This is a genomic window from Enterobacter roggenkampii, assembly GCF_001729805.1.
In the GTDB taxonomy this organism is placed as follows: domain Bacteria; phylum Pseudomonadota; class Gammaproteobacteria; order Enterobacterales; family Enterobacteriaceae; genus Enterobacter; species Enterobacter roggenkampii.
Genome location: NZ_CP017184.1, coordinates 804,352 through 818,971, shown reverse-complemented (window position 1 = coordinate 818,971; position 14,620 = coordinate 804,352). Strand labels below are relative to the sequence as shown.

16 protein-coding genes are annotated in these 14,620 nt (G+C 55.6%); 11 read left to right on the top strand and 5 right to left on the bottom strand.

Going from position 1 to position 14,620, the window contains the following annotated elements; all coding sequences use genetic code 11:
• The first annotated feature begins 65 nt into the window (after positions 1-65).
• The 9 genes from thpR (at position 66) to panD (ending at position 7,005) form a co-directional block, all read left to right on the top strand.
• Entirely contained in the window at positions 66-620 is a 555-nt protein-coding gene (gene thpR / locus BFV67_RS03755; protein WP_023293244.1) for an RNA 2',3'-cyclic phosphodiesterase, read from the top strand.
• A complete protein-coding gene (sfsA, locus tag BFV67_RS03750; RefSeq protein ID WP_069597889.1) occupies positions 610-1,314 on the top strand; it encodes a DNA/RNA nuclease SfsA in 705 nt (234 codons plus the stop codon). The genes thpR and sfsA overlap by 11 nt, the downstream gene beginning before the upstream one ends.
• A gap of 176 nt (positions 1,315-1,490) precedes the next feature.
• Positions 1,491-1,946: an RNA polymerase-binding protein DksA gene (gene dksA, locus BFV67_RS03745; RefSeq protein ID WP_001155232.1), complete on the top strand. Its 456-nt coding sequence runs from the start codon at positions 1,491-1,493 to the stop codon at positions 1,944-1,946.
• A gap of 59 nt (positions 1,947-2,005) precedes the next feature.
• Positions 2,006-2,896 carry a tRNA glutamyl-Q(34) synthetase GluQRS gene (gluQRS, locus tag BFV67_RS03740; protein ID WP_008501938.1) on the top strand — a complete coding sequence of 297 codons (891 nt, stop codon included), beginning with the start codon at positions 2,006-2,008 and terminating at the stop codon, positions 2,894-2,896.
• 42 nt (positions 2,897-2,938) lie between these two features.
• Complete coding sequence (gene pcnB, locus BFV67_RS03735) at positions 2,939-4,336, top strand: polynucleotide adenylyltransferase PcnB (protein WP_072203850.1); 1,398 nt, start codon at positions 2,939-2,941, stop codon at positions 4,334-4,336.
• Positions 4,333-4,812 (top strand): 2-amino-4-hydroxy-6-hydroxymethyldihydropteridine diphosphokinase, encoded by a 480-nt coding sequence (gene folK, locus BFV67_RS03730; RefSeq protein WP_023345448.1) that lies wholly within the window; start codon positions 4,333-4,335, stop codon positions 4,810-4,812. The genes pcnB and folK overlap by 4 nt, the downstream gene beginning before the upstream one ends.
• Positions 4,813-4,935: 123 nt before the next feature.
• Entirely contained in the window at positions 4,936-5,727 is a 792-nt protein-coding gene (gene panB / locus BFV67_RS03725; RefSeq protein WP_008501941.1) for a 3-methyl-2-oxobutanoate hydroxymethyltransferase, read from the top strand.
• An 11-nt stretch (positions 5,728-5,738) separates the two neighbouring features.
• Entirely contained in the window at positions 5,739-6,590 is an 852-nt protein-coding gene (gene panC, locus BFV67_RS03720) for a pantoate--beta-alanine ligase (protein ID WP_008501942.1), read from the top strand.
• Positions 6,591-6,624: 34 nt separating this feature from the next.
• Positions 6,625-7,005 carry an aspartate 1-decarboxylase gene (gene panD / locus BFV67_RS03715; protein ID WP_006173750.1) on the top strand — a complete coding sequence of 127 codons (381 nt, stop codon included), beginning with the start codon at positions 6,625-6,627 and terminating at the stop codon, positions 7,003-7,005.
• 5 nt (positions 7,006-7,010) lie between these two features.
• Here panD and BFV67_RS03710 read toward each other — a convergent pair whose 3' ends face one another.
• The 4 genes from BFV67_RS03710 to BFV67_RS03695 all read right to left on the bottom strand — a co-directional run bounded on the left by BFV67_RS03710 (position 7,011) and on the right by BFV67_RS03695 (position 10,561).
• Positions 7,011-8,258 (bottom strand): polysaccharide deacetylase family protein, encoded by a 1,248-nt coding sequence (locus BFV67_RS03710; RefSeq protein WP_069597888.1) that lies wholly within the window; start codon positions 8,256-8,258, stop codon positions 7,011-7,013.
• A 64-nt stretch (positions 8,259-8,322) separates the two neighbouring features.
• Positions 8,323-8,763 carry a PTS sugar transporter subunit IIA gene (locus BFV67_RS03705; protein ID WP_008501944.1) on the bottom strand — a complete coding sequence of 147 codons (441 nt, stop codon included), beginning with the start codon at positions 8,761-8,763 and terminating at the stop codon, positions 8,323-8,325.
• A gap of 104 nt (positions 8,764-8,867) precedes the next feature.
• Positions 8,868-9,638 (bottom strand): ABC transporter permease, encoded by a 771-nt coding sequence (locus BFV67_RS03700; RefSeq protein ID WP_008501945.1) that lies wholly within the window; start codon positions 9,636-9,638, stop codon positions 8,868-8,870.
• Positions 9,635-10,561 carry an ABC transporter ATP-binding protein gene (locus tag BFV67_RS03695; RefSeq protein ID WP_069597887.1) on the bottom strand — a complete coding sequence of 309 codons (927 nt, stop codon included), beginning with the start codon at positions 10,559-10,561 and terminating at the stop codon, positions 9,635-9,637. The genes BFV67_RS03700 and BFV67_RS03695 overlap by 4 nt, the downstream gene beginning before the upstream one ends.
• A 107-nt stretch (positions 10,562-10,668) precedes the next feature.
• On the opposite strand from BFV67_RS03695, the gene can reads away from it, so the two are divergent.
• On the top strand, positions 10,669-11,331 hold the full coding sequence (gene can, locus BFV67_RS03690) for a carbonate dehydratase (RefSeq protein WP_008501947.1): 663 nt from the start codon (positions 10,669-10,671) through the stop codon (positions 11,329-11,331).
• Positions 11,332-11,422: 91 nt separating this feature from the next.
• On the opposite strand, the gene hpt is transcribed toward can, so the two are convergent.
• A complete protein-coding gene (hpt, locus tag BFV67_RS03685; RefSeq protein WP_008501948.1) occupies positions 11,423-11,959 on the bottom strand; it encodes a hypoxanthine phosphoribosyltransferase in 537 nt (178 codons plus the stop codon).
• Between the two features lie 208 nt (positions 11,960-12,167).
• Here hpt and BFV67_RS03680 point away from each other — a divergent pair, with 208 nt between their 5' ends.
• A complete protein-coding gene (locus BFV67_RS03680; protein WP_069597886.1) occupies positions 12,168-14,558 on the top strand; it encodes a glucose/quinate/shikimate family membrane-bound PQQ-dependent dehydrogenase in 2,391 nt (796 codons plus the stop codon).
• Positions 14,559-14,620 lie beyond the last annotated feature (62 nt).

The window sequence follows — 14,620 nt, the reverse complement described above, 5'->3', positions numbered from 1 at the left end:
CCAGAGGGTTAACATTCGTCGGCGTACATTGTAGCATCGGCGCATATCATTACCGAGTCCTCCGTATGCCTGAGTCGAAACGGCTGTTTTTTGCCATTGAATTGCCCACCCCCTTACAGCGTCAAATTGTTCGCTGGCGCGCTGACCACTTCCCGCCGGAGGCCGGACGCCCTGTCGCGGCGGCCAACCTGCACCTGACGCTGGCCTTTTTGGGCGACGTCAGTGCCGAAAAACAGCGGGCGCTAGCCGCCATGGCAGGGCGTATTGCCCAGCCGGAATTTACGCTGCACCTCGACGACGCGGGCCAGTGGCTGCGTTCGCGCGTGGTCTGGCTGGGTACGCGACAGCCTCCGCGCGGATTATTACAGCTGGCGAACATGCTGCGCGCGCAGGCGGCGCGCAGCGGCTGTTATCAAAGCCCACAGCCGTTTCATCCGCACATCACCCTGCTGCGCGATGCCGGTCAGGCCGTTGCCATCCCGCCGCCGGGTTTTCACTGGGCCTTTCAGGTCAACACATTCGCGCTTTATGAATCCGTCTTTATTCAGGGACGCACCCGCTATACGCCGCTACAGCGCTGGACGCTGGGCGACACCGAAAGGAATTCTGATGAAGTTTAGTCCTCCCCTGCAGCACGCTACGCTTGTCCAACGCTACAAACGCTTCCTCGCCGATGTGATCACGCCAGAAGGCGAACAGCTCACCCTGCACTGCCCCAATACCGGTGCCATGACGGGCTGTGCGACGCCGAGTGACAGGGTCTGGTATTCCACATCAGAAAATACTAAACGCAAATATGCTCATACCTGGGAAATGACCGAAACCCAAAACGGGGCATTTATTTGCGTTAATACCCTGCGCGCCAATCAGTTAGTTAAGGAAGCGCTGACCCATGGCGTTATTCCCGAACTGGTTGGTTATGGCACGCATAAAAGCGAAGTGAAATATGGCGATGAAGGCAGCAGAATTGACTTCATGTTACAGGCGGAAGACAGGCCGGAGTGCTATATTGAAGTAAAATCAGTGACGTTAGCGGAACAGGAAAATGGCTACTTCCCGGATGCGGTAACGCTACGTGGCCAGAAGCATCTGCGAGAGCTAATGAGTGTTGCGGCGGCGGGCAAACGCGCCGTATTGCTGTTTGCGGTATTGCATTCAGCCATTGAACGTTTCTCCCCTGCCCGCCATATTGATCCTAAATACGCGCAATTGTTGAATGAGGCACAAAAGCAGGGGGTAGAGGTTTTCGCTTATAAAGCGGAACTTTCTGCCGATAATATGACTCTGAGATCCTCTCTTCCCATTGTCTTATAAGGGATTAGACGATTGACTATTAAGTGTTCTGGCCGCGTGCGCAAATACGCTTTTCCTCACAGGCTTGTCAAGTGTTACGTTTAGATAATTGCCATACGGAAAAGCATCTGCTATTTATAGCGACCTGATTTTTCCCCCAACACGGGGATCGATAGTGCGTGTTAAGGAGAAGCAACATGCAAGAAGGGCAAAACCGTAAAACATCGTCCCTGAGTATTCTCGCCATCGCTGGGGTGGAGCCGTATCAAGAGAAACCGGGCGAAGAGTATATGAACGAAGCCCAGCTGTCGCACTTCAAGCGTATTCTTGAAGCATGGCGTAATCAACTCAGGGATGAAGTCGATCGCACAGTTACTCATATGCAGGATGAAGCTGCTAACTTCCCGGATCCGGTAGACCGTGCCGCTCAGGAAGAAGAGTTCAGCCTCGAACTGCGTAACCGTGACCGCGAACGCAAACTGATCAAAAAGATCGAGAAAACGCTGAAAAAAGTCGAAGACGAAGATTTTGGCTACTGCGAATCCTGCGGTGTTGAAATTGGCATTCGTCGCCTGGAAGCGCGTCCAACCGCCGATCTGTGCATCGACTGCAAAACGCTGGCCGAAATCCGCGAAAAACAGATGGCCGGTTAACACCAGCGCTGTTTACACACTCCAAAGGCGGGAGTCTCTCCCGCCTTGTTACTGTTGATATGTCTGAATCACACTATATTGGGCGCTTCGCGCCATCTCCTTCCGGTGAATTACACTTCGGCTCATTAATTGCCGCGCTCGGCAGCTACCTGCAGGCTCGCGCCCGTCAGGGAAAATGGCTCGTCCGCATTGAAGATATTGACCCTCCGCGTGAAGTTCCCGGTGCAGCAGAGACGATTCTGCGTCAGCTGGAACATTACGGTCTTCACTGGGATGACGAAGTTCTCTGGCAGTCAACACGTCACGAGGCGTATCGGGAACGTCTGGCCTGGCTTCGCGCTCAGGGGCTTTCCTATAACTGCACCTGCACCCGCGCGCGTATCCAGAGCGCAGGCGGCGTCTATGACGGCCACTGCCGCACGTTGAACAACGGTCCTGAAAATGCCGCCGTGCGAATACTGCAGCGCTCACCGGTGACGCGCTTTCACGATTTACTCTCCGGTGAGATTCATGCCGATGAACGTCTGGCGCGTGAGGATTTTATTATTCACCGTCGCGATGGCCTGTTCGCCTACAACCTGGCCGTGGTGGTGGACGATCATTTCCAGGGCGTGACGGAAATTGTGCGCGGGGCGGATCTGGTCGAGCCCACCGTACGGCAAATCTCGCTGTATCACCAGTTTGGCTGGACAGCACCGGACTACATTCATCTGCCGCTGGCGGTTAATGCGCAGGGCTTAAAATTATCAAAGCAGAACCACGCCCCGGCCCTGCCAGACGGCGATCCGCGTCCTGTTTTGATCGACGCGCTGCGTTTTCTCAACCAGAATGTAACCAACGAATGGCAGGATCTGCGTATTGACGAACTGCTGAAAATGGCCATCGCCAACTGGACGCTCAGGGCTGTGCCAAAAATCCAGCATTCTCAAATGCGTTGCGCTGAGCTATGATTAGCCGCTTTTTTCATAACAAAACACACTACGAGGTGTACCATTTTTACCCGAGTCGCTAATTTTTGCCGTAAAGTGCTAAGCCGCGAAGAGAGCATGGCGAATGATGCTATTGCACAGCCACACATGTCGGTTATTCCGCGTGAGCAGCACTCTATTTCCCGCAAAGATATCAGTGAAAATGCCCTCAAGGTACTCTATCGTCTGAATAAAGCGGGCTACGAGGCCTATCTCGTCGGCGGTGGGGTGCGTGATTTACTGCTGGGCAAAAAACCGAAAGATTTCGACGTGACGACCAGCGCCACGCCTGAGCAGGTGCGCAAATTATTCCGCAACTGTCGTCTCGTTGGCCGCCGCTTCCGTCTGGCTCACGTGATGTTTGGGCCGGAAATTATCGAAGTGGCGACCTTCCGCGGCCACCACGAAGCGGGCGCATCCGATCGCACCACGTCGCAGCGCGGCCAGAACGGTATGCTGCTGCGCGACAACATCTTCGGCTCTATCGAAGAAGATGCCCAGCGTCGCGACTTCACCATCAACAGCCTCTATTACAGCGTGGCGGATTTCACCGTGCGCGATTACGTCGGCGGCATGCAGGACCTGAAAGAAGGTCTGATCCGCCTGATCGGCACGCCGGAAACGCGCTACCGTGAAGATCCCGTGCGTATGCTGCGCGCCGTGCGTTTCGCCGCCAAGCTCAATATGCGCATCAGCCCGGAAACGGCCGAGCCGATCCCGCGTCTGGCGACGCTAATTAACGACGTGCCGCCTGCTCGCCTGTTCGAAGAGGCGCTGAAGCTGCTGCAGGCCGGCCACGGTTTTGAAACCTATAATCTTCTGCGCGAATACAACCTGTTCCAGCCGCTGTTCCCGACCATTACCCGCTACTTCACCGAAAACGGTGACAGCCCAATGGAGCGGATGATTGCGCAGGTGCTGAAGAATACCGATACCCGCATTCGCAACGACATGCGCGTGAACCCGGCGTTCCTGTTTGCCGCGATGTTCTGGTATCCGCTGCTGGAAACGGCCCAGCGCATTACCCAGGAGAGCGGGCTCGCCTATTACGATGCGTTCGCGCTGGCCGCCAACGACGTGCTGGACGAAGGCTGCCGTACGCTCGCCATTCCGAAACGTATTACCACTCTGGTGCGCGACATCTGGCAGCTTCAGCTGCGCATGTCCCGTCGTCAGGGCAAACGCGCCTGGAAGCTGATGGAGCATCCTAAGTTCCGTGCCGCCTTCGATCTCCTGTCGCTGCGCGCTGAAATTGAACGCAACCAGGAGCTGCAGCGTCTGGCGCAGTGGTGGGCTGAATTCCAGGTCTCCGCCCCGCCAGAGCAGAAAGATATGCTGACCGGGCTGGATGAAGAGCCGGAACCGCGTCGCCGTCATCGTCGTCCGCGCAAACGCGCGCCGCGTCGTGAAGGGACAGCATGACCCTCGCGTATATCGCCATCGGCAGCAATTTAGCCTCACCGCTGGAGCAGGTGAATGCTGCCGTAGAGGCGCTGGGTGAGATCCCGCAAAGCCGCATCGTGGCGGTCTCCTCGTTCTATCGCACCCCGCCGCTGGGGCCGCAGGATCAGCCAGACTACCTCAACGCCGCCGTGGTTCTTGAGACTGAGCTGGGTCCCGAAGCGCTGCTGGACAATACCCAGCGTATTGAGCTTCAGCAGGGCCGCGTACGCAAAGCTGAACGCTGGGGCCCCCGCACGCTCGACCTCGATATTATGCTGTTTGGTCACGAGACGATTAACACTGAACGCCTCACCGTTCCGCATTACGACATGAAAAATCGCGGGTTTATGCTCTGGCCACTGTATGAAGTTGCCCCTTCCCTTACCTTCCCTGACGGGCTCTCGCTAGAGGCCGTTCTCAACAGTCTCGGTGCGGAGAAACCCGCCCGCTGGTAAGGCTGTTTTTTTAGCGATTAACCATAAAATATTTATGGTTAATCGTTTACCTAAAATCATTGTTCCCTCGAATGTTACTGTTAGAATGCGCAAAGATTCGCTTTTGGGCTATCAGGAAACAGTATGAAACCAACCACCATCTCCTTACTGCAGAAATGCAAACAGGAAAAAAAACGCTTCGCCACCATCACCGCGTATGACTACAGCTTCGCCAAACTGTTTGCCGAAGAGGGGATCAACGTCATGCTGGTCGGGGACTCGTTAGGGATGACGGTACAAGGACATGATTCCACCCTGCCGGTAACGGTTGAGGATATCGCTTACCATACCCGCGCCGTGCGCCGTGGCGCCCCAGCCTGCCTGCTGCTTTCCGATCTGCCGTTTATGGCCTATGCCACGCCGGAACAGGCATTCGAAAACGCGGCGGCAGTGATGCGTGCCGGTGCCAATATGGTCAAAATTGAAGGCGGCGCCTGGCTTGTGGATACGGTGAAGATGCTCACCGAGCGCGCCGTGCCGGTGTGCGGGCATTTAGGCCTGACGCCGCAGTCCGTCAATATCTTTGGCGGCTATAAGGTGCAGGGCCGTGGCGATGCAGCCCAGACGCTGCTGGATGATGCCCTGGCGCTGGAAGCCGCAGGTGCCCAGCTGCTGGTGCTGGAGTGCGTGCCGGTTGAGCTGGCGAAACGCATCACCGACGCGCTGTCCATTCCGGTGATTGGTATTGGTGCAGGCAACGTCACCGACGGTCAGATTCTGGTGATGCACGACGCCTTCGGTATCACCGGCGGACACATCCCGAAATTTGCCAAAAATTTCCTCGCCGAAGCGGGCGACATGCGCGCTGCGGTCAGGCAGTATATTGCCGACGTTGAATCCGGTGTTTACCCGGGTGAAGAACACAGTTTCCATTAAGGAGTCTCGTTGTGCTAATCATTGAAACCCTGCCGCTGCTTCGCCAGCATATCCGCCGCGCGCGACAGGAAGGTAAACGTATCGCACTGGTCCCGACCATGGGCAATCTGCATGACGGCCACATGAAGCTCGTCGACGAAGCCCGTGCACGAGCAGATATCGTGGTGGTCAGTATCTTCGTGAACCCCATGCAGTTTGACCGCGCAGACGATCTGGCACGCTACCCGCGTACCCTGCAGGAAGATTGCGAGAAGCTCAAAAAACGCCACGCGGATATCGTTTTCTCACCTGCACCGGCGGATGTTTACCCGCAGGGTACCGAAGAGGCAACCTACGTTGACGTCCCGGGCATTTCCACCATGCTCGAAGGCGCGAGCCGCCCGGGCCATTTCCGCGGCGTTTCCACCATCGTCAGCAAGCTGTTCAACCTGGTACAGCCGGACGTAGCCTGCTTTGGCGAGAAAGATTTCCAGCAGCTGGCGCTGATCCGCAAGATGGTTGCGGATATGGGTTACGATATCGAGATTGTCGGCGTACCGATTGTACGCGCCAAAGACGGTCTGGCACTCAGCTCGCGAAATGGCTACCTGACTGCCGAACAGCGTAAAATCGCGCCGGGCTTAAGCAAGGTCATGAACACCATGGCAGAGCAGATGCTGGCAAAAGAGTTAACAGCAGAAGAGATTATCGCCCTTGCCGAGCAGGCGCTTAACGATAAAGGCCTTCGTGCTGACGACGTACAAATTCGTGATGCTGATACGCTGCTGGAATTAACCCAGAACAGCAAGCGCGCAGTCATCCTGGTGGCGGCCTGGCTAGGTCAGGCGCGTCTGATCGACAATAAAGTGGTTGAGCTGGCGTAGTTCCCTTCACCCCTGATAATGATAGGTAAACGTAATGATTCGCAAAATGCTGCAAGGTAAGCTTCACCGTGTGAAAGTCACGCAGGCCGACCTGCACTATGAAGGCTCCTGCGCCATTGACCAGGATTTCCTTGATGCAGCAGGTATCCTCGAAAACGAAGCGATTGATATCTGGAACGTGAACAACGGCAAACGCTTCTCCACCTACGCGATCGCCGCCGAGCGCGGGTCCAAAATCATCTCCGTTAACGGCGCTGCGGCGCACTGCGCGGACGTGGGCGATATCGTGATCATCGCCAGCTTCGTGATGATGTCTGACGAAGAAGCGCGCCGCTGGCAGCCTAAAGTGGCCTACTTCGAAGGCGAGAATGAAATGAAGCGCACCGCAAAGGCGATTCCGGTTCAGGTTGCATAAGCGCACTACCCCTGCGGCTGATTGCTGATCAGCCGCGACATCGTCTCCAGCGAATCCGTTCTTAAGATGTACAGGCGTTTCAGTAAGAACGGATTATCCCCCGGCTTCACCTTTCCTTTCACCGTCGTCACCGCCAGATGGAAACCGGCATCATTCGCCGCCTTTATCGCTTTATTGTCGTAGCCGCCGAAGGGGTAAGAGACATACAGCACGCGCGGGTTAAACTGCGCCAGCGCGCGACGCGAGCGTTCAAAATCAAACAAAATCACGTGATAGCTGCGGCTCAGTAAAATCGGATGCTTATTGGCATCCACGCGGTGCAGGAAGTGGGTATGAGACTGAATATCGAACACATCCTGAATCCCCTTAATCTCCTGCACGCTCATAAACTGCAGGGATTTAGGATCCCACTTCTGCGGATGGCCTTTTATGCGGGAAGAGATAATAAACGCGGTAGCCTTGAAGCCGTACTCTTTCAGCACAGGATAAGCATAGCGGCTGACAGATTTCAGGCCATCGTCAAAGGTTATCACCACCGATTTCGCAGGCAGGTTCATTTTGTTACGCACGTATCCTTCCAGCTGGTACATCGTCAGGGTGGTATAGCCCTGATCGCGAAGCCATGCCATCTGGTTATTGAACGCACGTACGCTGGTCGTCGTGGACGTATGTCGAAAGCGCGTGTCTTCTTCATCACGCAAAATATGATGGTAGGTCAGAACAGGAAGGCCGTTATCTTCCTGCGCATCCAGGCTGCTGATCCACGCCAGACGATTACCGATGCGGATCTGAAACCAGGTCTGGTTTAAACGGTCTTTAAGTTTGTTCAGGATCGGATAGCGAAGATTGGCGCTTAAGGTGCCGAAGGGTGCGCTGCCGTTGTTCGGGGCGTTATAAACGGGCGTGTCTTTCCACGTTATCAGGTTTTGATTGCTCAGCGGTTTATTCAAATCCCCCAGGCCATCCTCAACGCGCTGTTTGCCCTGAACCGGCTCCAGATGCCCCTTGTCGATAAAGCCCGTGCCAAATCCGAAGCGAAATTCATAGTAGTCCGCCGCCGCAGGCACCACCGCGAGGATCTGCCCTGCCCGCACGTTGCCAACGTTAATGACGCTGTTGCCGATCTGCGCCCAAATCGCCGCATCTTCGGTGGTTTGCATATATTGAGCAGGCAGTCTTTGCTGACTTAATAAACTGGCAGAAACAGTGCCGGACACGAACATCAATAGCAGGAAAACAATACGCGTGAACATGAGGGTCTTATTCGAAGCGGAAATACTTACGCCATTGTAGCAAAAGCGACATCAATACCAATGTTTAATTCTTATACAGGTCATGCAGCAGGACAAAGGGAGGATTTTTTTGCTGTTGATGCCACAAGCTGCTGACGCCCGGGGTACCCAGCGAAACGATAGCGTTACGGAACGCTGCGCTGGTTAAGGTCTCGCGATGGGGATACATCATTTCAAGCAGTGGAAAGCTAATACCGGAGATCACCTCGCAGCAGTCGTGCTTATGGCTCATCAGGGCCGCAGCACGGTACGGCGCCGCGCCGGATTTATCGGTAAGGAAAATCACGCCATCTCCGGTGTCGGTTTCATGAAGGGCATCGCACATCATCCGGCCAAGCATGTTGGTACTCAAGCCGCGCCAGTAGTTAACCGCGCGACACTGTGGCAGCGGACCAAACCTGGCTTCCAGCTTCAGCAGCATGTCCTGCGCCCGTTCATCGTGGCAGGTGATAACCCATCCCAGCATAACTCTCTCCTTAGCAGGCAAGTAGTTTAGCGGAGTGAAGGTTAGTTTTCGGTGATAACTGTCAAAGAAAGTGCCCGGCAGACAGAATGTCGCCGGGCTGAGGGCTAGCTGCGCAGACCGCGTCCGCGCTGGATCAGATACCAGCACAGCAGGTAGAAGACGATGATGAACACCACCAGCACCGCCACCGTGGTAAACAGCGGCACATCGGTGATGCCGAGGAAGCCAAAGCGGAAACCGCTGATCATGTAGACGATCGGGTTCAGGTGCGACAGCGCCTGCCAGAACGGCGGCAGCAGCGTCAGGGAGTAGAACACCCCGCCGAGATAGGTCAGCGGCGTCAGCACGAAGGTCGGGATCAGGCTGATGTCGTCAAACGTTTTGGCAAACACGGCGTTCAGCAGACCGGCCAGCGAGAAGAGGATCGCCGTCAGGAGCAGGGTCAGGGCCACGAAAAGCCAGGAGTGCACCTGGAACGGCACGAAGAACAGCGAGATGGCCGTCACCAGGATCCCAACACACAGACCGCGCGCCACGCCGCCACCGACGTAACCGGCAATGATCACATGCGTTGGCACCGGTGCCACCAGCAGCTCCTCAATATTGCGCTGGAACTTGGCGCTGAAAAAGGACGACGCCACGTTGGCATAGGCGTTGGTGATCACCGCCATCATGATCAGGCCAGGCACGATAAACTGCATATAGGTAAAGCCGTGCATCTCACCAATCCGGGAACCAATCAGGTTACCGAAGATGATGAAATAGAGCGTCATCGTGATGACTGGCGGCACCAGGGTTTGCACCCAGATGCGCATAAAACGGTTAATCTCTTTCGCCCAGATACTTTTCAGCGCGACCCAGTAAAGATGCGTCATGCCTTGTCTCCTTGTTTATCCTGCACCAGAGAGACAAACAGCTCTTCCAGTCGGTTCGCTTTGTTACGCATACTTAAAACCTGAATACCCTGCGCGCTCAGCTGGGAGAACACGCTGTTAATCCCCTGCTCACGCAGCACTTCCACTTCCAGCGTTGAGGTATCCACCAGACGATACTGGTACCCTTCAAGCTTCGGTAGCGGGCTCTTTGCCGCCAGATCGAGAATAAAGGTTTCCGATTTCAGCTTGGAGAGCAGGTTCTTCATCGAGGTGTTTTCCACCAGTTCGCCGTGCTGAATGATGCCGATGTTGCGGCACAGCATTTCCGCCTCTTCCAGGTAGTGGGTAGTCAGAATGATGGTGGTGCCTTTGTCATTGAGGTCTTTCAGGAAGCCCCACATGGAGCGGCGCAGCTCAATGTCTACGCCCGCCGTCGGCTCATCGAGGATCAGCAGCTTTGGCTCGTGCATCAGCGCACGGGCAATCATCAGGCGGCGCTTCATCCCGCCGGATAACATCCGGGCGCGTTCGTTACGCTTTTCCCACAGATCGAGCTGCTTGAGGTATTTTTCGCTCCGCTCCAGGGCCTCTTTACGCTCAACGCCGTAATAACCCGCCTGGTTAACGACGATCTGCTGCACCGTCTCAAACGGGTTGAAGTTGAATTCCTGCGGTACCAGACCCAGCTGGCGCTTGGCGTTGACCACATCTGTTTGCAGGTCGTATCCGAACACGCTGACGCGGCCGGAGGTTTTGTTCACCAGCGAGCTAATGATGCCGATGGTAGTCGATTTCCCCGCCCCGTTCGGCCCCAGAAGCGCGTAAAAATCACCGGCCTCTACTTTAAGATCTATTCCGCGCAGCGCCTGAACGCCGCCCGGATAGGTTTTTTTAAGCTGCTCAAGCTCCAGTGCAATTGCCATGAAATTAACTTACCTTCAGTTCTGACACACGTTGTGTGGTTTCATTAAAAGTCGGGTTACCCTATAGTAGCGCAACGCAATTACTCGGTTACAGGTCGCTAACCTCCATGAACAACATAGATACACTCATCAGCAACAATGCACTATGGTCAAAAATGCTGGTGGAGGAAGACCCCGGATTTTTTGGAAAACTCGCGCAGGCGCAAAACCCACGCTTTCTCTGGATTGGATGCTCCGACAGCCGCGTACCGGCGGAGCGCCTGACCGGCCTCGAGCCCGGCGAACTGTTTGTTCACCGCAACGTTGCCAACCTGGTGATTCACACCGATCTCAACTGTCTTTCTGTTGTTCAGTATGCCGTTGACGTTCTGCAAGTCGAGCACATCATCATCTGCGGCCACTACGGCTGCGGCGGCGTGCAGGCGGCGGTTGAAAACACGGAGCTGGGGCTCATTGATAACTGGCTGCTCCACATCCGCGATATCTGGTTCAAACATAGCTCACTGCTGGGCGAAATGCCGCAGGAGCGCCGCATGGATACCCTGTGCGAACTCAACGTGATGGAGCAGGTGTATAACCTGGGCCACTCAACGATCATGCAATCGGCGTGGAAGCGCGGGCAGAAGGTCTCGATCCACGGCTGGGCGTACGGTATTCACGATGGTCTGCTGCGCAACCTGGAAGTGACCGCCACCAACCGCGAAACGCTGGAGCAGCGTTACCGTTCAGGAATTGCCAACCTTCAGCTTAAGCACGTAAACCATAAATAAACAAAGCCGGGTGGCGGCTGCGCCTTACCCGGCCTACATGTGCCCATTCGTAGGCCCGGTAAGCGCAGCGCCACCGGGCAACAAACCGCAATTACTCGTCCAGCAATACCACTTTCCCAACATACGGCAGATGACGATAACGCTGTGCGTAGTCAATGCCGTAACCGACGACGAACTCGTCCGGGATAGAGAAACCAACAAACTCCACCGGCACCTGCACTTCACGGCGGTCAGGCTTATCCAGCAGGGTGCAAATCGCCAGCGATTTTGGCTCACGCAGGCTCAGGATCTCGCGCACTTTTGACAGCGTGTTGCCGGAGTCGATGATGTCCTCAACGATCAACACATCTTTGCCACGAATATCTTCATCCAGATCTTTCAGGATTTTCACATCACGGGTGGTGGACATGCCGCTGCCGTAGCTGGAGGCGGTCATAAAATCGACCTCATGGGGCACATGCACCTCACGGCACAGGTCTGCCATGAACATGAAAGAGCCGCGCAACAGACCGACCAGCACCATTTCGCTGCCGCTGTCCTTGTAATGTTCGGTGATTTGACGACCCAGTTCGGCGATACGCGCTTTGATCTCGGCTTCCGGGATCATCACTTCAACAGTATGTTTCATATTACTAACCAAATGATTTTAATGAAAATCTCTCAATACGGATGAGTTAATATCCAGCACTGATACGCAAGCCAGCCATTATATCAGCAAATGGATAACCCTGGCGTATGAGTTATAAAAAGCAAATATTGTGATTCCGATCACACTTGTTAATACCTATAATTAGTTGCTAGCAAATTATTAACAAAAACTGACGAGTACACTTTCTATGGCTGAAACAAACTCTAAACAGCCGCGTCTACTGGTGACATTAACAGCGCTATTCGCCGCCTTCTGCGGCCTGTACCTGTTAATCGGTGGCGTCTGGCTGGTCGCGATCGGCGGCTCCTGGTACTACCCGATTGCGGGCCTGGTTATGCTTGGCGTAACCGTCCTGCTCTGGCGTAGAAAACAATCTGCACTGTGGCTGTATGCCGCACTCCTTCTTGCCACCATGATCTGGGGCGTCTGGGAAGTCGGCTTTGACTTCTGGGCGCTGACGCCGCGCAGTGACATCCTGGTCTTCTTCGGCATCTGGCTGATCCTGCCGTTCGTCTGGCGTCGCCTGATCGTGCCGTCCAGCGGTGCGGTCGCGGCGCTGGTGGTAGCGCTGTTAATCAGCGGCGGTATCCTGACCTGGGCTGGCTTCAACGATCCGCAGGAGATCAACGGTACGCTGAACGCAGAATCGACGCCTGCGGCGGCGATCTCTCAGGTTGCTGACGGCGACTGGCCTGCCTATGGCCGTAACCAGGAAGGTCAGCGCTACTCTCCGCTGAAGCAGATCAACGCGGACAACGTTAAAAACCTGAAAGAAGCCTGGGTATTCCGTACCGGCGATCTGAAGATGCCGAACGATCCGGGTGAACTGACCAACGAAGTGACGCCAATTAAAGTCGGCGATATGCTTTATCTGTGTACGGCGCACCAGCGTCTGTTCGCGCTCGACGCGGCCACCGGTAAAGAGAAATGGCACTTCGATCCGCAGCTGAACTCCAACCCGTCCTTCCAGCACGTGACCTGCCGTGGCGTCTCTTATCACGAAGCGCGCCCGGATAATGCGAGCCCGGAAGTCATTGCCGACTGTCCTCGCCGCATCATGCTGCCGGTGAACGATGGTCGTCTGTTCGCCATCAATGCCGAAACGGGCAAGCTGTGCGAAACCTTTGCCAACAAAGGTATCCTGAATCTGCAGACCAATATGCCGGACACCACGCCGGGTCTGTATGAGCCGACCTCCCCGCCCATCATCACCGATAAAACCATCGTGATTGCCGGTTCGGTAACGGATAACTTCTCTACCCGTGAAACCTCCGGCGTTATCCGTGGTTTCGACGTGAACACCGGTAAACTGCTGTGGGCCTTCGACCCGGGCGCGAAAGATCCGAACGCGATCCCGTCGGACGAACACACCTTTACCTTTAACTCGCCAAACTCCTGGGCGCCAGCGGCGTATGACGCGAAGCTGGACCTGGTCTACCTGCCGATGGGCGTTACTACGCCAGATATCTGGGGCGGTAACCGCACGCCGGAGCAGGAACGTTATGCCAGCGCTATCGTGGCATTGAACGCGACCACCGGTAAGCTGGCCTGGAGCTACCAGACCGTTCACCACGATCTGTGGGATATGGATATGCCGTCCCAGCCGACGCTGGCGGACATCACCGTTGATGGCAAAACCGTACCGGTGATTTACGCTCCAGCGAAAACCGGCAACATCTTCGTGCTGGATCGCAGCAACGGCAAGCTGGTTGTGCCTGCACCGGAAAAACCGGTTCCGCAGGGTGCGGCGAAAGGCGATTACGTCAGCAAAACCCAGCCGTTCTCCGATCTGAGCTTCCGTCCGAAGAAAGACCTCAGCGGGGCAGACATGTGGGGTGCCACGATGTTTGACCAGCTGGTGTGCCGCGTGATGTTCCATCAGCTGCGCTATGAAGGCATCTTCACGCCGCCTTCTGAGCAGGGCACGCTGGTCTTCCCGGGTAACCTGGGGATGTTCGAGTGGGGTGGGATCTCCGTTGACCCTAACCGTCAGGTCGCGATTGCCAACCCAATGGCGCTGCCGTTCGTTTCCCGTCTGATCCCACGCGGTCCGGGCAACCCAATGGAGCAGCCGAAAGACGCGAAAGGCAGCGGTACCGAAGCCGGTATTCAGCCGCAGTATGGCGTACCGTTCGGCGTGACGCTGAACCCGTTCCTGTCGCCGTTCGGTCTGCCGTGTAAACAGCCTGCCTGGGGTTACATCTCCGGTCTGGATCTGAAAACTAACCAGATCGTATGGAAAAAACGTATTGGTACGCCACAGGACAGCATGCCGTTCCCAATGCCGGTTCCGGTGCCGTTCAATATGGGTATGCCAATGCTGGGTGGCCCAATCTCCACCGCCGGTAACGTGCTGTTCATCGCGGCAACCGCAGATAACTACCTGCGCGCGTACAACATGACCAACGGTGAAAAACTGTGGCAAGGCCGCCTGCCAGCGGGTGGCCAGGCCACGCCGATGACCTATGAAGTGAATGGCAAGCAGTACGTTGTCATCTCCGCGGGCGGTCACGGTTCGTTTGGCACGAAGATGGGCGACTATATTGTCGCGTATGCGTTGCCGGACGAAGGCAAATAAAAGCAAAACGGCAACGAAAGTTGCCGTTTTTAGCAATGCAGGCCGGGTAAGACGAAGCCGCC